Here is a 19,703-nt window from a genome sequence, read left to right as displayed (position 1 = left end):
TTATTCGACTACATTGCCATAGCAATGTTGCGAAAATAGTTTTGCGGAAGTGGCGGAATTGGTAGACGCGCTAGATTTAGGTTCTAGTATCGCAAGGTGTGAGAGTTCAAGTCTCTCCTTCCGCACCATTATTGGTGTAAGCGTGGGTAACGCTTAAAACATACCAACAAGTTTTCGGTGATTAGCGCAGCTTGGTAGCGCATCTGGTTTGGGACCAGAGGGTCGGGAGTTCGAATCTCTCATCACCGACCACTACATTAAGCCTCGTCAGCAATGACGAGGCTTTTTTGTATTTGTAAGCTGCTGTGGTGGGTTTAGGCATAAAGTCGGGCGTTCGCTTTTAAACTTTGCTCATCACAGATCACTAGATAAAGCCTTGTCAGTAATGACGGGGCTTTTTTGTATTTGTTACTCAGTATTTACCACTCATAACTCTCATCATGTGTTATCAGTTTACTCTCAGTAAATAAACTTGTTCCGGTAAAGCGTTCTTGATATTCGATCCGTCTACCTAGACGTATTTCATCTACTCCATTGAGGTCTATGTATTATTTGTGGGCTTGGAGTAAAAAACTAAATCAGCCCTTAGGCTGATTTAGTGACAAATTGTGTTAAACAAATCGTTTACGATTAACACTGCTTAATAGTATTAAACCAATACCAAATATTGCCAGTGTAGCGGGCTCATCTACAGCGTATATTTGCATTTCGCCGGTGATGCTGACATCTCGAAACGCTGCCGTTGAATCACCTGTATAAAGGATCTCCTCCCCTCCGGCGATATTAAAATCCCAGCGCCAAGCTACGTCGCTACCTTGCTTCCATAAGTCATATATAGAAGTGATAGTATCGTTTACTTTAATATTGAAGAAGCTTGTGGCTAAGTCGCTATCAACAGTGTCGTCATACCAGTCATAGTTGAATAAACCATCTATATGGCTATTACCTACTTCTAGGTGGCCACCGGTGACCAGAAGCTCAGCAATTTTGTGGGTTTCTCCGTTTAACTTATTGTGAAGGTGGAAACCAAAGGTTTTATAGTCGTCGTAATATGATACGCCGTTAGCATAGCCTCCTGAAACACCTTCGTATTCGAGGTCTAGCACCCAATCAGTGCCTAAGCCTTGTGTATCCAGACTAGCCGTATAGGGTAATAAGCCCATTAGACCGCCCGTGCCATCATTGCTAAATTGAGAATTGTCATTGTGCTTACAAATCGTACCTACACAGCTACCCCCGGTTAAAGTGGATTTCGATTCGCTAACAACGCTAAGCGCTGATGCGCCATCAGTTAATCGTGAGTTATCAGCAAATGGGTCTAGGTAGATAGTTGCAGCAAAGCTAGTAAATGATGTGCTAGCAAACAATGCAGTAGCGATTATCTTTTTGTACGTTTCCATGGTCTATATCCTTTTAATTTTTTAGTTGTTTTATATCCTTACAAATACTGCGTGATTACGGCTGCATTAAGTGCGCCAAACCCACAAGTGATTGATTTATCACTAAGTGGTGTGACCTTTTGATGGTTGTTTTGTGATTGGTGTATAAGATGCTGACATTAAAAATGGTTTGATGTTTCTTGTGTGTTGCGGTGGTGTTAACTGATATGGCTTTTAGTTGAGCTGTTTGGCTGTTGAATTAGTGAGAATATTTAGGCCTTTCACGAGGTCGTTTAAGGCAACTAACAGCCGCTAGTGATTAAATCGTATTGCGGAGGTGTAGTATCATTACTGGCTTGAGTATATTGAAAATAGCAGTTGTCGTCGGTGACTTGGCCGTTATCGTTTCTATCGTAACCTAGGTAAGTAAAAGCAATCCCTTGTTCCTGTAGTACAAAGGTATCGTCAATATCAATACGCTTAGTAATGTCGGTATTGTCTAAATAGCGCCATTTTAAGCGCACGTCTGGGCTATCGGGGTTAAACACATCAAAGTTACCATCACCATCCATATCAACGTCGATTAAATCCTCACGGTTGGCAACTTGCTGGGCAACATAGCTGGGCATATAAGATTTTAGTGTGAGTAGATCGTTAGCGGCCTTAACGCTTACCTTGATCTGTTCAATAGTTTTAATCCGCGCGTCGCTGGAAAGGTTTAAGTACTTGGGGGCAGCGGTAACCGCAAGAATGCCAAGAACAATAATCACCACAACTAACTCGATTAACGTAAAGCCTTGGTTCTTCATCTATCCCTAATAATTGCACTTGGTTTATTGGGGGAGAGTATAAAAGTTAGTAATCGCCTTGCCTAGTCTTCTAGAGTCGTTGGTCTATTTTTGTGCGGCTGAGCTAACAATAAGCAAGCAATCTATCATTTAGCGCCAAAGGCTTGTTTTATGCGTTTTGGGGTTTGTGCGTTTAAAATCGCCAAACGGGTATGCGTAGCAGCAAATATTTACGCGATATCTGTGATTATCGAGCAAACAGCCTCGACCTTGACCGAAACCATGGCTATAATGCGGCGTTTTGAAATTATGGGCCCTTATTCAAGGACAGCTAGTTCGCAGTAGTGGACAGCTAAACTCCCATTGTTTACGTAAGTAAATTGTCAGCAGGGTGCTGACTATAGCCGAGGTAATAAAATGCAGGTTTCAGTAGAAACAACTCAGGGCTTGGAGCGTCGTGTTACGATTTCGATTGACGCTGCGCAAATCGAACAGCAAATTGAGCAAGCGCTTAGTCAAGAATCACGTCGTGCTCGCATCGACGGTTTCCGTCCTGGTAAAGTGCCAGTAAGCGTAATTAAGAAGCGTTACGGTGCTGCGATTCGTCACGATGTGACTGGTCAAGCTATGCAACGTTCATTCTACGAAGCAATCATTCAAGAAAAACTAAACCCAGCAGGTGCACCAGCACTTCAGCCTGGCGACACCAAAGATGGTGAGTTTAGTTTTAGCGCTACGTTTGAAATCTTCCCAGAAGTTGAAGTTTCTGGCTTAGATGCAATCGCAGTTGAGAAACAAGTTGCTACAGTAAACGAAAAAGATGTTGATGCAATGATCGACACTTTACGTAAGCAACAAGCTACTTGGAAAGAAACCAAGGGCATGATTAAAAACGAATTCCGCGTAAACCTAGACTTCTTAGGTAAAATTGACGGTGAAGAATTCGAAGGCGGCAAAGCAGAAGGTTTTGACCTAGCTATGGGCGCTGGTCGTATGATTCCAGGTTTTGAAGATGGAATCATGGGTAAGAAAACTGGCGAAGAATTCACTATCGAAGTGAACTTCCCTGAAGATTACCACGCTGAAAACCTAAAAGGTAAAGCGGCTACTTTCGATATTAAATTAAACAAAGTAGAGAAGCCTGAACTTGCAGAAGTTAACGAAGAATTCGTTAAACTATTCGGTATTGAGTCTGGTGAACTAGACGCACTTAAAGCTGAAATCCGCAAGAACATGGAGCGCGAGCTAGAGCAAACGCTTAAAGCGGGTGTTAAAGAGCAAGTGTTAGCTGGCCTTATCGAGCAAAACGAAATTGACGTGCCTGCGGCGCTAGTATCTCAAGAAATTGAGCAGCTACGTAAGCAAGCTATGCAACGTTTTGGTGAAAATGCACAAAATGCTCCTGAGCTTCCTGATGAGTTATTCACAGAGCAAGCGCAACGTCGCGTACGCACTGGTTTGCTACTAGGTGAGTTAATTAAAGTTAACGAACTGAAAGCTGACGATGAAAAAGTTAAGCAACATATTGCTTCTTTCGCATCTGCTTACGAAGATCCAACAGAAGTTTTAGAGCACTATGCTAAAAACGAAGAGTTGATGAACAACGTTCGTAACGTAGTGTTAGAAGAACAAGCGATTGAATTTGTACTTGATAAAGCAAAAGTAACTGAAAAAGAAGTCGCTTTTGACGAAATTATGAACAAGCAAGGTGCAAACTAAGGTCTAATTTGACTTAGCCACCTTTATCTCGCATATAATGGCTCGTATGTACTACATACGAGCCATTTTTTTTAAGGAAGAGCGCATCAATGTCTAAAGAAGTTAATCAGTCTGCATTCGACCCCATGGCGGCTTTGGTGCCAATGGTTATTGAGCAAACCTCTAAAGGGGAGCGCTCTTTTGATATTTATTCTCGACTACTGAAAGACCGAGTTATCTTTTTAACTGGCCAAGTGGAAGACCACATGGCTAACCTTGTGGTTGCTCAGTTGCTATTTTTGGAATCAGAGAGCCCAGAGAAAGATATCTTTATCTATATTAATTCGCCGGGCGGCTCTATTAGCGCTGGCATGGCAATTTACGACACTATGCAGTTTATCAAACCAAATATTAGTACGGTTTGTATGGGAATGGCGGCCAGCATGGGCGCATTCTTACTGGCTGGTGGCGCAAAAGGTAAACGTTACTGTTTGCCAAATGCTAAAGTAATGATTCACCAACCTTTGGGTGGTTATCAAGGTCAGGCATCTGATATTGAAATTCATGCAAATGAGATCATTAAAACAAAACGTCGTATGAACGAGTTGTTAGCCGAGCATACCGGACAAAGTTTTGATACTATCGCTGCAGACACCGATCGCGATAATTATATGACGGCTGAACAAGCCAAGGAATATGGTATCGTCGACGATATTTTTGCACGTCGTGAATAATTAGTATTGTTTCACGGTCTGTACAGATAGAGCATAGTGAAAATAGCATTCTTAGCGGATTGATTTACACTGTAGATAAGAGCTAAGAGTGTTACATAGTTTGAGGTTAACGAATGACAGATAAGCGCAAGGGTGATGGAGATAGCAGCAAGCTGTTGTATTGCTCCTTCTGCGGTAAAAGCCAGCATGAAGTGAGAAAGCTGATTGCCGGTCCCTCCGTCTATATTTGTGACGAATGTGTTGAGTTATGTAACGACATTATTCGAGAAGAAATAAAAGAAATATCGCCGAAAAAAGAAGGCAATGCCTTACCTGTTCCCAAAGAAATTAGGGAACATCTTGATGACTACGTTATTGGCCAAGACCATGCTAAAAAAGTATTAGCGGTAGCGGTGTATAACCACTATAAGCGCTTGCGTAATGGTGATGTAGCCGACGGTATCGAGTTAGGTAAGAGTAATATCCTACTGATTGGTCCAACAGGTAGTGGTAAAACACTGTTAGCTGAAACGCTGGCTCGCCTGTTAGATGTGCCATTTACAATGGCTGACGCCACCACATTGACCGAAGCAGGTTACGTGGGTGAAGACGTAGAAAACATTATTCAGAAGTTACTGCAAAAATGTGATTACGATGTTGAGAAAGCCCAACGCGGTATTGTTTACATCGATGAAATTGACAAAATTTCTCGCAAGTCAGATAACCCATCGATTACTCGTGATGTATCTGGTGAAGGTGTACAACAGGCCTTGCTTAAGCTAATCGAAGGTACAGTTGCATCAGTGCCTCCTCAAGGCGGGCGCAAGCATCCTCAGCAAGAGTTTTTGCAGGTTGATACCTCTAAAATCTTGTTTATCTGTGGCGGCGCATTTGCCGGTTTAGATAAAGTGATTGAGCAACGAGCTTCAACCGGTACTGGTATCGGTTTTGGCGCAGAAGTAAAAGGCGAAGCGGATAAGAACTCGTTAAGCGAGACCTTCTCTAAGGTTGAACCAGAAGACTTAGTAAAATACGGTCTTATTCCTGAGTTCATCGGCCGTTTACCAGTAGTTGCTACGCTAACAGAGTTAGATGAAGACGCCTTGATTCAAATCTTAAGTGAACCTAAAAACGCGCTAACTAAGCAATATGGTGCGTTGTTCAAACTCGAAGATGTTGAATTAGAGTTCCGTGAAGACGCATTACGGGCGATTGCTCACAAAGCTATGGAACGTAAAACCGGTGCTCGTGGTCTACGTTCAATTGTTGAGGCAGTACTGCTTAATACCATGTATGACTTGCCATCGATTGATAACATTTCGAAAGTGGTTATCGATCAAACAGTTATTCAAGGTGAGAGCGATCCTATCTTGATTTATAGCAATGAAGATAAAGCCGCTAGTGCTGATTAATCAGTATTCACGCTAAATAAAAAGCCAGTCTAAAGACTGGCTTTTTTGTACCCGGTGTTTAACGTTTTTGCCATACCAGCAAGAGGTTGTTTGCTGGCATGTCAATTTGCTCGCATAACTCTAGCCTACCAAGCGCTCCCCAGCTTATCAGCTCCTCAATGTCTCGTAGGCCGCCGTAACCTCGTTGTTGCAACATCTGGTCAAATGCTTGGTTACTTTGGCTGCTGTAAGCGCCTGCTTGCTTAAATGGCCCATAATGAAAGAAGTAGCCGTTAACGGGCAAGCCTTTGCCAATGGCTGAATACATCTGTTGCACAATGGTTGGGCTCATTATGTGCGCGGTATTTGCGGTATACACTGCATCACACTCGCAAGGCCAGCTGTCTTGGCCAATTTGGTAATTAAGCGGTTGAGTTTGGCGGTTTAACTCAAAGTAGCTGTGCCAATATTCAATGGCTGCTAAGTTGGCTTGTTGATCTGAGCACTGCCAGTGGAGATGTGGGCAGGCTTTAGCAAAATATGCCGCATGTTGGCCAGTGCCTGTGCCAATCTCTAATACTCGTTGTGACCTTACTAAACGAGATGCTAACTGGCTGAGTATAGCCTGTTTGTTATTCTCGGCCGCTTGGTTAAAAAACTCAGCGGGGTGCCGATTAGTCTTCATCTGGCGCTTTATGTAAATAGGCTTTTGCCGAGAGCTCTTTATTATAAGTGTCTTCTTTTAGCTTCACTTTATACTGCAGACCAGCTTTGGCTAGCATGTGTGCAGCAATCGGTGCTGTAATAAATAAAAACATCGTGATGAGAAATTCTTTTAAGTTCAACCGGCCTAAGTCGAAACTAAAATACACCATAGAGGCTATTAGGATACAGCCTACTCCCAAAGTGCTAGCCTTGGTTGGGGCATGCAAGCGGGTGAAATAATCAGGAAGCTTAGCTAGCCCAATAGAGCCAATCAACATGATAATAGCGCCAAGCACTAGCAGAATACTAACCACAATTTCTAATATATTGGTCATCGCTTAGTCCTATTCTATGATGTCGCCGCGAAGCAAGTATTTACAAAAGGCGGCGGTACTTACAAAGCCTAATAACGCAATTAACAAAGCGCTCTCGTAGTAACTGGTCGTGCCTTGATAAAGCCCAAGTAAAATAATTAGCGCGATGCTATTTATGTACATGGTATCTACTGCGATGATTCTATCGGGAGTTGTTGGCCCCACAATTAAACGCCAAGCATTTAGCGCCAGAGCGATACAGATTAAGCCGCTAGCAAACAAAGTGGCATAACTTAACATTGGAATATCTCCTTAATCGGCGCTTCATAGCGTTGCTTGATTTGAGCAATTAGCTTTTGTTCATCTTCTAAGTGCAATACATGCACATAAAGCCATTGCTTATCATTAGATAGTTCAACACTACAAGTACCAGGTGTTAGTGACACACTACTAGTGAAAATGGTCAGTGGCAGTGGTTCGCTAATGGTAATTGGTACGGCAATAAACGCTGGTTTTAGGTGTCGATTACTTTGTAGCACGCGTTTGGCGACTTCGAAGTTGGAGACAATGATGTCTTGCACCAAGCGCAGCAAATAGAGTAGTACCTTTAGCGGGTTTTTAGCCACTGGTTCTTTTTCGCTAAGGGGGGCAACAATCCAAGGAATAACGATGGCAAATACCGCTCCAAGTACCATGTGGCCACGACTAAACTCATGCAGTATTTGCCAGACTAACCAAAGCAATAAACTGTGATAGGGAGTAGGGAACCAAACAAACTTACTTTTCTTACTCATTATTTGGCTACCTCATTAAGTTGTTGCAAACTCAAACCTGCGTTGAGCTGCTCGGCAGCTAATTGTGCGTAATCGCTGATAGGCCCTCCAAAAATCACCATCAGTGGCAACAGTGCAAGCAAAATACCAATGGCTAAGTACTGGATAGGACTTCCTTGCAACGCGGTGGTGTTTTCACCGCTGGTTCGCCAGAACAATGAAGTGCCCGCGCGCGACAAGGCAATTAGCGAGATCAGTCCGGCGCCTAAAATGAGTGACCAAATCCAGGCCATTTGCTTGGTATCAGTTACCGATTGCAGTATTAAGGCTTTACCCACAAAGCCAGACAGCGGTGGCATACCAATCAAGGCAATAGCCAGCAACGCAAATACAAAACCTAACTTAGCAGATTGCGGCATCGCTCTAGCGGTAACAAAGCGGTCTTCAGCTTTGCCTCGTTGTTGTTGAATCAAGCCAGCGAGTAAAAACATCGCTGCACAAGCTATCGTACTGTGTACTAAGTAGTAAATGCCGGCTGTGCTAGCTTGTACGCTGTTTAAAGTAATTGTTACTAACAAGGTGCCAACCGAAACTATCACTAAGTTGCTACATAAAACCCTTAAGCTTTGGCTCGCTAACACCGAAATCGCACCAATTGCTATAGTAGCCAGTGCTATCGGCCATAGCCATGGCAACGCGATGTTAGCCAGTTCGCCAGCTTGGTTGCCGAACATGACCCCATGAACGCGCCAAATGCTGTATATGCCTACTTTGGTCATAATCGCAAATAGAGCAGCCACCGGCGCGCTGGTATTTGCATAAGCCTTGGGTAGCCAAAAGTGCAGTGGCAGCATCGCGGCCTTTAAGCCAAATACTGCAAGCAATAGCAATGCGCCAGATTTAGTAATCATCAGCTCATTATTAGAAAGATGAGGGATCTTGTCGGCCATATCGGCAAAGTTCAGGGTGCCTAAGGTGCCGTAAAGGGTGCCTAAAGCAAACAAAAATAATGACGAGCCAATAAGGTTTAGGAATACATAATGTATGTTTGCCTGAACCCGTTGTTTGCCCCCACCGTGGATCATCAGTGAGTATGAAGCAATTAATAGCACTTCAAAAAATACAAACAAGTTAAAGGCATCGCCAGTTAAAAATGCTCCGTTAATCCCCATTAGTTGGAACATAATTAAGGGGTGAAAGAAGGCCCCGTTTTTATCTTCGCCAGCACTTGCGTAAAGGATGACGGTAAGCCCTAAAATAGCGCTTAAGGCGATCATTAACGCTGAAAAAGCATCAGCAACTAACACAATGCCAAATGGAGCAGACCAGTTACCTAATGCGTAAACTTGAATACCAGTACTTTGCACTTTTATCAGCAGCATCGCGGCTGCTATCACCATCAATACACTGGTCGCAATGGTGAATACGCGTTGTTTATTCAGCGCACTACTCATGCTAGGGAAGAGCAAAATAACCCCGGCAAAAAATGGCAGCAGGATAGGAAAAATAACTAAATGATCTAATAAGCTCATTAGGCTTTATCCTCCCGCGCTAGTGGGTCTACAGGGTCATCACCATCAACGTGGTCATTGCCTAAGTCTGCGCGTCCACGCATTGCTAAAATCACCGCAAATGCGGTCATGGCAAAACCAATCACAATGGCGGTAAGCACTAAGGCTTGGGGGAGCGGATCCGCATAGTTTTCTGAGCCATTAAGCACCGCTGGCGAACCTATGGTTAAACCCCCACTGGCAAATAAAAATAAGTTAACGGAATAAGACAGCAAGGTAAGCCCAATAACTAAGGTAAAAGTATGGCCACGTAGCATCAAAAATATGCCACAGGCACTCATAAATCCTACACACACCGAGTAAACGAGTTCCATTATCTTACTCCTACGGTGAGGCGTTCTTTGGTGGTGAGCTTGCCTAAGTTGGCTAAAATCAACAATGTTGCTCCAATAACGGTGAGGTAAACGCCTAGGTCAAATACCAAGGCACTGGTTAATTCAAACTTACCTATCCAAGGGAGCGAGAAGTAATCGAACCACGAGGTTAAGAAAGGTCGTCCAAAGGCCCAGCTGCCTAAGCCGGTAATTGCAGCTGTTACCAAACCAATGGCGATAAAGTAGTGGTAACTTACGCTTACTCGTTTGGTCATCCAATCTACGCCATGCGCCAAGTATTGCTGAATGAGAGCAATGGAGGTGATCAGTCCAGCAATAAAGCCACCGCCGGGTAAGTTATGACCACGCATGAATATGTAGGCCGAAATCAACAAGAATAGCGGTAACAAACTCTGTGAAATAACCGATAGAAGCACCGGGTATTTATCGGTGGCCCACAAGCGACCATCGTGATCCTTGGTGCGCATTGACAAACGCATGCGTGCAATCAATTTGTAAATACCTAAGGCTGCAATACCCAATACGGTAATTTCACCAAAGGTATCAAAGCCCCTAAAGTCCACCAAGATTACGTTAACCACGTTAGTCCCACCGCCGCCGGTTTTAGCGTTAGCGATAAAGAACTCTGAAATGCTATCGAGCGGGCTAGTCATCAGCGCAAAACAAATACTCCCAATGATACAGCCGATTAAAGAGGCTACCGCCAAGTCTCGAACAAAGTGGCTGGGTCGGCTTTTACTGGTAGGGGTGTGTTGGGGGAAAAAGTACAAGGCCAGTAGTAATAAAATCACCGTTACAATTTCTACCGACAGCTGAGTTAAGGCTAAATCTGGGGCTGAGAAGTAAGCAAAAGTAATTGATACCACTAAACCCACTAGCGACAACATGAGCAAAGCAATTAAACGATAGTGACTCCAAATTACCGTCGCCAACGAGCCTGCTACAAGCAATACAGCGGCAATGGCTACAGCACCGTTTAGCGGGTATTCCGCTTGAGAGCCTCGAGTTGTATCCAAATCTAATAGTGGCGGGGCAATTAAGGCTAAGGCAAAAAAGCATAACCAAAAGGCGTAACGCTGCAGCGAGCCAGATTCTAAGGTTTGATTCACTTTTTGTGCCCAGCGCACGCAGGCTTGAATTGCACCTTCAAATTTTATTTTGGCATCAATGGCAGGGAACAAGCCTTCAAACCTAAACAAGGGCTTACGGTTTAAGTAAATCGCCAATCCACCGGCAATCGCTAAGCCACTCATTAGTAAAGGAACGTTGAAACCGTGCCATATCGCCAAGCTAAATTCAGGCAATGGATGGTTTAACACCGCTAACGAAGCACTATCTAGCAATGGCCCCACGGTGTAGGCAGGGAAGATACCGACGACTAAACACAGGGCAACTAATATTTCTACCGGCACGCGCATGTAACGAGGTGGCTCGTGCGGCGTTTTGGTTAAACCTTTAGGTTCACCGTTAAAGAATACATCGTGAATAAAGCGCAGAGAGTAGGCAACCGCAAAGGCACCGCCAATGGTGGCTAATACCGGAATTAACCAAGACAAAGATCCTAAAATGCTTTGGTCGAGAGTCTCGGTAAAAAACATTTCCTTGGATAGGAAACCATTGAGTAGCGGCACCCCAGCCATTGAGGCAGAAGCAACCATGGCTAAAGTGGCAGTAATCGGCATGTACTTCCATAAGCCATTGAGTTTACGCATATCGCGCGAACCTGACTCGTGGTCAATAATACCGGCAGCCATAAACAGCGAGGCCTTGAAAATAGCGTGGTTAATAATGTGGAATACCGCGGCAATTGCAGCCAACTCCGTATTCAAACCCAGCAGCAATACAATTAAGCCCAAATGGCTAATGGTTGAATACGCCAGTAAGCCTTTTAAGTCGTGCTTGAATAAGGCTGTATAGGCGCCTAGTAGTAAGGTAAATAAACCGGTTAACGATACCACCACAAACCATACTTCGGTACCTGCTAACACAGGGTAGAAGCGCGCAAGTAAGAAAATACCGGCTTTTACCATGGTAGCCGAGTGCAAGTAAGCACTTACCGGAGTGGGCGCTGCCATGGCGTGTGGCAGCCAAAAATGAAAGGGGAATTGCGCCGATTTAGTGAATGCACCAAGTAAAAACAAACTTAGAATAGCTATGTAATAAGGGTGTTGTTGCACAAGTTCTGCGCTGTTAAGCACCACATCTAGTTGGTAACTACCGACAACTTCGCCTAATAAAACAATACCCGCTAACAAGGCTAAACCACCAGCCCCGGTAATGGTTAAGGCCATGCGAGCGCCTTTACGCGCGTCACTACTGTGCGACCAAAAACTGATCAGCAAAAACGAGCTAATGCTAGTGAGCTCCCAATAGAACCAGAGCTGCAGCATATTGTTCGACATAACAATGCCTAGCATTGCCGTCATAAACATAATTAGGTAGCAATAAAAGCGGCCCATATGGTCTTTTTCAGACAAATAATAACGGGCGTACAAGATAACCAGTAAACCAATGCCTAAAATGAGCAGGCTAAATAACACCGACAAACCGTCTAGGCGAAAGGAGAGGCTAAGCCCCAGCAAGGGGATCCAGTCAATGCTTTGAGTAAAAGCCTGCCCATCAAGCACCGCTGGTAAATCAAATAGAATTAAGCCTAGCGCTAATGCAGGAAGTAAAGCGGTAGCTAAAGCACAGGTGCTGCGATTGAATTTATTAGTTAGCAAGGGAATGATAATCCCTAGCATGGGTAAGAAGGGTACCCAAAAATAGTGCATTTTGGCTTAGCTCCGGTCGCTAATTGTTTGGTAATTATGAAAAATAATAGTCATTAATTGAATGAATATCCACGCTTTGTTGAGACTAGTCTACTTAAGTTACCGCTGTAATTATACGCTTGTTTTTGGGCTTGAGCTTAGGGGGGGAGAGACATAGACTATTGAGTAATCAACAATAAAATTATGGCTTTACTCGATGTTGAACAAGATTTTATATAGTTTTGCTATTTTGTGGCTGAGCCTACATGCTCAAATTGGCGCAAGCGCTGACTTAGAAAAATCAAGCTGGCCTCTGCAGCAAGCAAGAATAGAGGCCTTGTTACACAGCATTGAACAAACTGATTTGGTGTTTATTCGCAACGGCTCTGAGCACAATGCGGAACAAGCAGGTGCCCATTTACGCATGAAGTTAAAACGCGGACAAAGCAGTTGGTTTGCCCCCAGCAAAGAAAAATGGACTGCTGAAATGTTTATCGACAAACTGGCCACTAAATCCTCTTTGAGTGGAAAAGCCTATATGATTCGCTTGGCCAATGGCGATCAAGTTCCCTCTGCTACTTGGCTATACCAGCAATTAGCGGTATATGATCAGCAGGCTACACGATGAGTAAAACCAACTACCACCAAAAGTTTGTGCCGGTTATTCGCTATTTAGAGAAAAACTACGATCAAAATCTCAATCTAGATGAAGTGGCCAAGCTGGCTCATTTATCTCCTTATTATTTTCATCGCATTTTTAAAGCGGTCACCGACGAAACTCCGGCAGATTTTCTACGCCGTTTAAAACTAGAAAAAGCAGCGAGTCAGCTCTTCTACCATAAAGAACCCGTTACTAAAGTAGCTTTGGATTTTGGTTTCTCTAGCTCTCAAGCTTTGGCTAAAGCCTTTCGAAGTTACTTTGCCATTAGCCCTAGCGCAGTCAGAAGCTGCAAAGATATGGATACCTACACGCAATTACTGCGAGACAGCAAGATTGGACACCTACTGCGCAACAATGGACACGCTTTAGAACACGCCTCGCAATATGCTAGCTCTGCAAATCAATCAAGGAGTGTAGCAATGAAAACTGAACATTTTGATCAAAAAACCTTAGCTTACGTTCGAGTCACCGGCCCCTATGGCGAAGGCTACGATGTTGCCACTGAAAAGCTATATGGCTGGGCAGGACCATTGGGATTAGCCAAGGGTGAATCAATATTCATTTATCACGATAACCCTGAACTGACCCCTGCGGATAAATGCAGAACTGATGTTTGTTTAGCAGTGCCAAGTGATGTAAATCCTCCCGCGGGCATAGAGTTACAAACTTTACCGAGTGGCCAATACGCCAGTATTCGCAAAACGGTGACCGAGAACAGCCAATACGCTTTGTTCTGGCAGCAACTCATGACCCAAGTGGTTAAGACGGAGCTTACCGTAGATAATCGCCCCTGTTTCGAGCTATATCATCACTATGATATGGATAGTCACCATGCCGACGTGAGTTTTTGTACTTCAGTAAAATTGTAAGCCAAGCATGTGCTTTTGAGTTCATTTTTGCAGTCCTTCAGGGCTGCTTTTTTTGTTAGTACGCATCTGTCGTTCAATATCCATGTTGATGGTGAATCAGTATTTGAGAGTGTTTTGTCACATGACCTCACGTAAGTACTGAAACAAACTAGCGTGTAAATTCATCTTCAGAATGAATTTGTGAGTGCCTACAAGTTATCCTCAAACAGTTGGTTTTTTTACTATTTATAAACATTTATTCTGGTTAGCCTAAGTCTGGAAAATAAGTGAGCGAAGGAAAGCAAGACCATGGGAAACCTAAAAAAATTAGTTTTAGTTGGAATGTTTAGTAGTGCAGCTGTCATGCTCAGTGCGTGTGGTGGAGAAGGAAGCTCTATTGGTGCACCTAGCGATGCTGAAGTAGAGCTAGACGCCAGCTACTACACCGATACCTATGGTTGGAATGCCAGTGGCGGTATGGCGCAAACTCAACTTGGCCGTGGGTTAAATTTAGGTAACTATTTAGAAGCACCAAATGAAGGTGAATGGACCGGTGGCCGCTTGCTGGTAGAGCAAGACTTACAAATCATCGCCGATGCAGGTTTTAAAACCGTGCGAATACCGGTGCGCTGGTCGAATCATGCAGGTGAAAACACCCCTTACCAAATTGATGCCAGCTTTATGGCGCGAGTTAAACAAGTGGTGGGTTGGAGTTTAGCGGCTAACTTAAAAGTGGTGCTAAACGTGCATCACTACGAAGAAATGATGAACGACGGCCAAAACCAGCAAGAGAACCACATACTGCGTTTAGTGGGCATGTGGGCGCAAATTGCCGAAGCTTTTCCACTTAGTGAATATGATGAGGACAGCCTTGTCTTCGAATTACTGAACGAGCCAAACGGCACCATTGGCTACGATGATTGGAATGACATTATCGGGCGACTCACACAGCTAATTTGGACCACCATGGCCGATGAGCAAAATAATGGTACAGAGCAGCGCACCATTATGATCGGCACTGCTAACTGGGGCCATCCAGACGGGTTAACTCAACTCGATTTACCCAGCAGCGTAAGCGCTGATAACACCATTATTACGGTGCATTACTACGAACCTTTCCATTTTACCCACCAAGGAGCTGATTGGGTTCAAGGAGCTGACGAATGGATTGGCACTCCATGGTTGGGTACCGCATCCGATCAACAACCGCTTATTGATTTGTTCGACCGAGTAACCGCTTGGAACGCTGGAGCGGGTCGAGGTTTCGAAATCTTCATGGGTGAATATGGTGTGTTCTCACAATATTCAGATCCTGATCATCAACGCGCCTGGACAGCATTTATTGCTCGTGAAGCAGAGAAACGCAATATTAGTTGGGCTTACTGGGAATATGCCTCTGGTTTTGGAGCCTATGATCCAGAAGCTGGAGAATGGCGCAGCGCCTTAATTGAAGGACTCATTCCCGCTCAACCGTAGAGTTACCCACAATTGCCTGGCCGCCCTCCGGCTAGGCAAACGTAGTTTACCCCGCTAATTGTCTTTTTTCGTTTGTTCACATTATCTTATTGCTAATCAAGCACTATAGTTTCTGTATCTGTTAAGAATATAACTTTCAAATTCAAGCCATTAGCCGCTCATACTAAGTGGTTTATCTGTCCTGTTATTAGTGAAATTAGTGATGAAAATGATGCGTTGGTTAAAGCGAAGCCTTATTAGCTTTGCGGTTTTGTTAGGCATTTTGCTACTTCCCATTGTTTTGTTAGTGGTAGGCATAAAAGTAGAAATTGGCGATAGTCGCCAGTTCGTCACCAACTTACTGTCTGAGCAATTGCAGCGTGATGTGCAAATAAGCGGCGAGATTAATTTGGAGCTGTCTTTTAGACCGGCAATAAACGTAGAACAAATTGAAATAGCGAACCCCATCGGCTTTAGCGAACCCTACTTTGCTCAAGTTCGCCAAGCCAGTGTGCAAATAGATGTATTGCCGTTGCTTCGACGCCATCTGCAGATCGACCAAATTCTATTAGATGGTTTTTATCTCGAGCTAATACGAGCAGAAAACGGGGAAAACAATTGGCAGTTTGCGGCCTCTAATACCTCTTCTCAAGCAACATCAGCAAAAAAAACTGGCAGTGAGCAAACTCAAGAGGGGCGTTTTTCTTGGCAAGGGATTAACTACAGCTTCGACATTAAAGAACAAATTCTGATTAGTGATGTCAGCATTAACTACCGCGACCAAGCTGCCGAAGCAGTACTTAACTGGCACCTAGAAGAATTAAAACTTACCTCTATTGATAGCGAAACGCTGGCCATGACTGCTTACGGCAGCATGTTAGATGAATCGTACTCTGCGGATTCAACATGGCAGTTAGAGCCCTTATTGCAAGGCCGCGCTGGCGATATTGCGTTAAACATGCAAGTGGCCGACGCCAAGTTAGGCCTTAGTGGCAAACTTGCCCCACAGAGCGACCAAAACAGCTATATGGAGCTGAACGTAGATTGGCAAAATGCACAATCTATTGGTCGTTTGTTGGGGGACGATCTAGCGCAGCTTGCACCAATAAAGCTGGCCACTCGCTTTGATGGAAAGCCTGGTCAATATAGCTTATCCCCCATTAGTGCTCAGCTTGCCTCAAGCATTTTTAAAGGAGAGCTTGCGTTAAGTGGCCAAGAGCCCCTAGAGATTAACGGTAAGTTGAACATTGATAAGATTGATTTAGCGCCTTGGTTGGCAGAGTTACCAGATGAGACGGCTAGCAAACCGTTAGCAGACAATGAACTACCGCAAGTTAATTCGGCCGAACCGCAAGCGCAATTGGCTGGCGCTCAAAACGCCGAGCCTGAAGAAGAAACCTTGCCGTTATTGCAGATTATTCGTTATTGGTTTAATCAAGCTAACGCTGATTTATCCTTAACTATTGGCAGCATAGAAGGGCTTCCACAAGAAATAGCAAATGTTAGCGTTGGCCTTAAGGTTGAGGGAGAAAGTTTAAAAGCACCCCTGCGGGCAGTGGTAGACGATATACGTTTTCGCGGCAATCTGAAAGCTAGCATTAAAGACGATAGTTTAAATACCTCTATGCGCTTAGTCGCGCAAAAGTCCCCATTAGATAAACTCGCGAGTCGTATTCCCATGCTTGCGGGCAGCACCGGTAATATTGGGCGTTCGGTACTCAGAATTAATGCCAAAGGCATTACCGTGGCAGAGCTTTTTGCTAATAGTCACTTCAATTACAAAATTGAAGATAGCCAAATGCTATTGCCTGCTGGCACTGCCTTCAACATTAAACAAGCCAGTTTAACGGCGAGTGTCGATAGTGAAGTCAGCATTAATATCGACGGTATATTATTAGATATTCCTGTTAAGGCCGAGCTTAAAACCAGTCCTTTAAGAGCTATGCTAAATCAACAAGCTTGGCTAGTGAACATGCAGCTAGATTCTCCGGCGATAGAGATGCAACTAAGCGGTGAGCTGCCTAGCGGAAAGTGGCAAGACGGTGCAAGCGTAGAGCTTAATGCCAGTGGTTCTCAAATTGGCTTGTTAGCACCCTGGTTAGGGCTGGATAAACAAGCAAAAGGGGCGATAAAGCTGGCGTTAGATATGCAAATAGCCCGTGGCGAATCAAAACTACAGATTCGCCAGTTACAAATAGCCGATAGCCAAGGTTCTTTGGAGGCTTCATGGAACAAAGCCAAAACCGCGCAAGGTTTAGTCAGTATAAAATCAGATTGGCAGAAAATAGATGTTGGCCAACTAACGGCGTTACTCCCCAACGATGAACCCAAAAGTACCGCCAAAACACCAGCCGAAACCGAGCCAAGCCTTACTCGCCAAGAGTTGAAAACGATTGATATTCGAGTGCCGATATTGCCTCAAGGCTTTGCCATTCATGATGCTGATTTGGCGATAAGCATTAACAAACTGTTATTGGGTGATCATCAACTAGAAAACGTGAGCTTTTCGGGTTTAGCACGTGACGGTTGGCTACAGAAAGCACCATTTAGTGCCGAATTTGCTCAAAGTAAGTTCTCTGGTAATGCAGTATTAGACTTACGTTCATCACCATTAACGTTAGATTTTGCTGTTGCATCTAAGCAGCCAAATATCGGCCAATTGCTTAAACAATTTAATATTGCTGAACAAGCTGATATTCGTTTAGACAAAGCTGAATTCAATTTAGCCTTAAGTGGCGATAACATTGCTCAACTACTGGCGAGTACCGAGTTAAGTGCAAAATTAAGCGGCGGATATTGGACATTGGTAGACCCAAACACCCAAGCCAGCGCACGCGTAGAGCTTAGCGAGGGCAGTGTAAGTGCCAGCCCTAACAAACCGCTGCAGCTAGCGCTAAATGGCCAGTTAAAGCAGTTGCCACTAGCACTGTCTATCCGCACCTTAAGTTTGGCAGAATTTACTCAAAAACCAGACGCTTTACCTATTGAATTAGACCTAGATTTGGCTGAAGTAGCCTTACACGCTAAGGCCAATTTACCTCGCCCCATTTCTTTGCAAAATCTTAGCTTAGCGGTAGACATAAGCAGCCCAAAACTGAGTTTATTAGACAGCCTTCATGGCATTCAACTGCCGCCCTTTGGCCCAATTAAACTGGCTGGTGAGTTAGTGCTTAGCCCGCAAGGTTACGCCATTAACAAAATGCTTTTGTCAGTGGCAGAGAGTGAGCTAAGTGGAGCTGCTAGCTTAGTCACCACTAGCGCCAAACCCATGTTAGACATTGCGATCAGTGCCAATAACATTCAGCTAGACGATTTTAAAACAGGCGGTTGGCAAGGCTGGGCAAACGATACAAGTTCTGAGTCACCGGCAAGGCCTGAGTCCGCCTTAAAAATATCGGACCAACAAGCCGCCACAAATCCAGAAACCGAGGAAGGTGCACAGGCTTTGTTGAGTCAGCAGGTGTTTGAACAGCTAAATGCCAAGTTTCGTTTAGACGTAGAGAAGGTGCAGTCGGGAGATGACTGGTTAGGTCAAGGTCAATTGTATTGGACCTTACAAGATGCGCGTTTTCAATTAGCACCTTTATGGCTGGCCTTACCTGGCGGGGAGATCCACTTAAGTGGCGAACTTAGTACCCAAGGCGCGGGTTTTTACAGTGAGTTAACAGCCAAAGTTGAAAACTTTGATTACGGTTTGCTGGCGAGGCGAATTAAACCCGATACAGAGATGAACGGTGAGGTAAGTGTCCATTTAGATGTAAATAGCCGCTTTGAAACGCCACAGCAATGGCTAGAAAACATGAACGGGCAGGTGGGGTTTGGCGTGTGGCCGCAACAGTTTGAAGCAGGCATTATGGATTTATGGGCGGTGAGCTTAGCTAGCGCAGTAGTGCCAGAGTTAGACGATTCAGAAAAATCCGTCCTCAATTGCGTGGTTGCAGTTTTTGATAGTAAAGATGGCCAGTTAGCCCAAAACGTGTTGCTTGCGGATACCTCACGTATGCGAGTACTGGGTGAAACCCAAGTAGATTTCGACCAGCAACAGGTCAATATGATCCTGCGGCCACAAGCCAAACGGGCGCAAATATTTGGCTTATCTACCCCTGTTCAAGTGAGCGGTAGCTTTGAAGACTTTAAGATTGGTGTAGCTAGTGGCGGACTTATTGGCACTACTCTGCGTTTTGTTACCAGCCCAGTGGTATCGCCATTACGCTGGATTGTAGAAGCGCCGTTAGACGCCGATGGTAGCGAGCTGTGCAGGCAAGCTTGGCAGCAGGCTAAGCAGGTAAACGCTGCTGAGTAGCCATTGATGAGAGTGG

The 19,703-nt window shown here is 44.4% G+C and carries 16 protein-coding genes and 2 tRNA genes; 9 read left to right on the top strand and 9 right to left on the bottom strand.

The genetic code is table 11. The annotated features are described in order from the left end of the window. Positions 1–43: 43 nt before the first annotated feature. Both Q4592_RS16965 and Q4592_RS16960 read left to right on the top strand, forming a co-directional pair. Positions 44–128 (top strand) — tRNA-Leu (locus Q4592_RS16965). A 47-nt stretch (positions 129–175) separates the two neighbouring features. Continuing rightward, a tRNA-Pro gene (locus Q4592_RS16960) sits at positions 176–252 on the top strand. Between the two features lie 359 nt (positions 253–611). Here the strand turns inward: Q4592_RS16960 and Q4592_RS16955 are convergent. Together Q4592_RS16955 and Q4592_RS16950 are read right to left on the bottom strand one after the other, a co-directional pair. After that, positions 612–1,400 carry a hypothetical protein gene (locus Q4592_RS16955; protein WP_303515366.1) on the bottom strand — a complete coding sequence of 263 codons (789 nt, stop codon included), beginning with the start codon at positions 1,398–1,400 and terminating at the stop codon, positions 612–614. 281 nt (positions 1,401–1,681) lie between these two features. Further along, the gene (locus tag Q4592_RS16950) at positions 1,682–2,188 is read right to left on the bottom strand and encodes a prepilin-type N-terminal cleavage/methylation domain-containing protein (protein ID WP_303515365.1); all 507 of its coding nucleotides are present in this window, start codon (positions 2,186–2,188) and stop codon (positions 1,682–1,684) included. Between the two features lie 396 nt (positions 2,189–2,584). Here Q4592_RS16950 and tig point away from each other — a divergent pair, with 396 nt between their 5' ends. From tig to clpX, 3 genes are all read left to right on the top strand, one after another. Further along, complete coding sequence (tig, locus tag Q4592_RS16945; protein ID WP_137675366.1) at positions 2,585–3,886, top strand: trigger factor; 1,302 nt, start codon at positions 2,585–2,587, stop codon at positions 3,884–3,886. 89 nt (positions 3,887–3,975) lie between these two features. Continuing rightward, positions 3,976–4,599 (top strand): ATP-dependent Clp endopeptidase proteolytic subunit ClpP, encoded by a 624-nt coding sequence (clpP, locus tag Q4592_RS16940; RefSeq protein WP_137675367.1) that lies wholly within the window; start codon positions 3,976–3,978, stop codon positions 4,597–4,599. A 113-nt stretch (positions 4,600–4,712) separates the two neighbouring features. Further along, on the top strand, positions 4,713–5,990 hold the full coding sequence (gene clpX / locus Q4592_RS16935; protein WP_137675368.1) for an ATP-dependent protease ATP-binding subunit ClpX: 1,278 nt from the start codon (positions 4,713–4,715) through the stop codon (positions 5,988–5,990). Between the two features lie 58 nt (positions 5,991–6,048). Here the strand turns inward: clpX and Q4592_RS16930 are convergent, their stop codons facing one another. From Q4592_RS16930 to Q4592_RS16900, 7 genes are read right to left on the bottom strand one after another with little or no spacing between them, the layout of a single operon-like run. Further along, complete coding sequence (locus Q4592_RS16930; protein ID WP_303515361.1) at positions 6,049–6,654, bottom strand: DUF938 domain-containing protein; 606 nt, start codon at positions 6,652–6,654, stop codon at positions 6,049–6,051. Then, the gene (locus Q4592_RS16925) at positions 6,644–7,009 is read right to left on the bottom strand and encodes a Na+/H+ antiporter subunit G (protein WP_303515359.1); all 366 of its coding nucleotides are present in this window, start codon (positions 7,007–7,009) and stop codon (positions 6,644–6,646) included. Before Q4592_RS16925 ends, Q4592_RS16930 begins: the two co-directional genes overlap by 11 nt. A 9-nt stretch (positions 7,010–7,018) precedes the next feature. Further along, on the bottom strand, positions 7,019–7,288 hold the full coding sequence (locus tag Q4592_RS16920) for a K+/H+ antiporter subunit F (RefSeq protein WP_137675140.1): 270 nt from the start codon (positions 7,286–7,288) through the stop codon (positions 7,019–7,021). Further along, positions 7,282–7,782 carry a Na+/H+ antiporter subunit E gene (locus tag Q4592_RS16915; RefSeq protein WP_303515356.1) on the bottom strand — a complete coding sequence of 167 codons (501 nt, stop codon included), beginning with the start codon at positions 7,780–7,782 and terminating at the stop codon, positions 7,282–7,284. Before Q4592_RS16915 ends, Q4592_RS16920 begins: the two co-directional genes overlap by 7 nt. Continuing rightward, positions 7,782–9,293, bottom strand: coding sequence for a monovalent cation/H+ antiporter subunit D (locus Q4592_RS16910; RefSeq protein WP_303515355.1), 1,512 nt, complete (start codon positions 9,291–9,293; stop codon positions 7,782–7,784). Before Q4592_RS16910 ends, Q4592_RS16915 begins: the two co-directional genes overlap by 1 nt. Next, the gene (locus tag Q4592_RS16905; protein ID WP_137675143.1) at positions 9,293–9,646 is read right to left on the bottom strand and encodes a Na+/H+ antiporter subunit C; all 354 of its coding nucleotides are present in this window, start codon (positions 9,644–9,646) and stop codon (positions 9,293–9,295) included. Before Q4592_RS16905 ends, Q4592_RS16910 begins: the two co-directional genes overlap by 1 nt. After that, complete coding sequence (locus tag Q4592_RS16900) at positions 9,646–12,441, bottom strand: monovalent cation/H+ antiporter subunit A (RefSeq protein WP_303515351.1); 2,796 nt, start codon at positions 12,439–12,441, stop codon at positions 9,646–9,648. Before Q4592_RS16900 ends, Q4592_RS16905 begins: the two co-directional genes overlap by 1 nt. Positions 12,442–12,637: 196 nt before the next feature. On the opposite strand from Q4592_RS16900, the gene Q4592_RS16895 reads away from it, so the two are divergent. From Q4592_RS16895 to Q4592_RS16880, 4 genes are all read left to right on the top strand, one after another. Then, positions 12,638–13,048 carry a DUF5329 family protein gene (locus Q4592_RS16895; RefSeq protein ID WP_303515349.1) on the top strand — a complete coding sequence of 137 codons (411 nt, stop codon included), beginning with the start codon at positions 12,638–12,640 and terminating at the stop codon, positions 13,046–13,048. Beyond that, positions 13,045–13,950 (top strand): GyrI-like domain-containing protein, encoded by a 906-nt coding sequence (locus Q4592_RS16890; RefSeq protein WP_303515346.1) that lies wholly within the window; start codon positions 13,045–13,047, stop codon positions 13,948–13,950. The genes Q4592_RS16895 and Q4592_RS16890 overlap by 4 nt, the downstream gene beginning before the upstream one ends. Before the next feature lie 288 nt (positions 13,951–14,238). Continuing rightward, positions 14,239–15,405 (top strand): glycoside hydrolase family 5 protein, encoded by a 1,167-nt coding sequence (locus Q4592_RS16885; protein ID WP_303515345.1) that lies wholly within the window; start codon positions 14,239–14,241, stop codon positions 15,403–15,405. Positions 15,406–15,613: 208 nt separating this feature from the next. After that, positions 15,614–19,687: an AsmA family protein gene (locus Q4592_RS16880; protein WP_303515343.1), complete on the top strand. Its 4,074-nt coding sequence runs from the start codon at positions 15,614–15,616 to the stop codon at positions 19,685–19,687. Positions 19,688–19,703: the final 16 nt, after the last annotated feature.

It is taken from the genome of Agarivorans sp. 1_MG-2023 (assembly GCF_030548385.1).
Classification (GTDB): Bacteria; Pseudomonadota; Gammaproteobacteria; order Enterobacterales; family Celerinatantimonadaceae; genus Agarivorans.
Note: the sequence above shows the minus strand (reverse complement) of the source record. Positions and strands in the feature narration are given on the sequence as shown.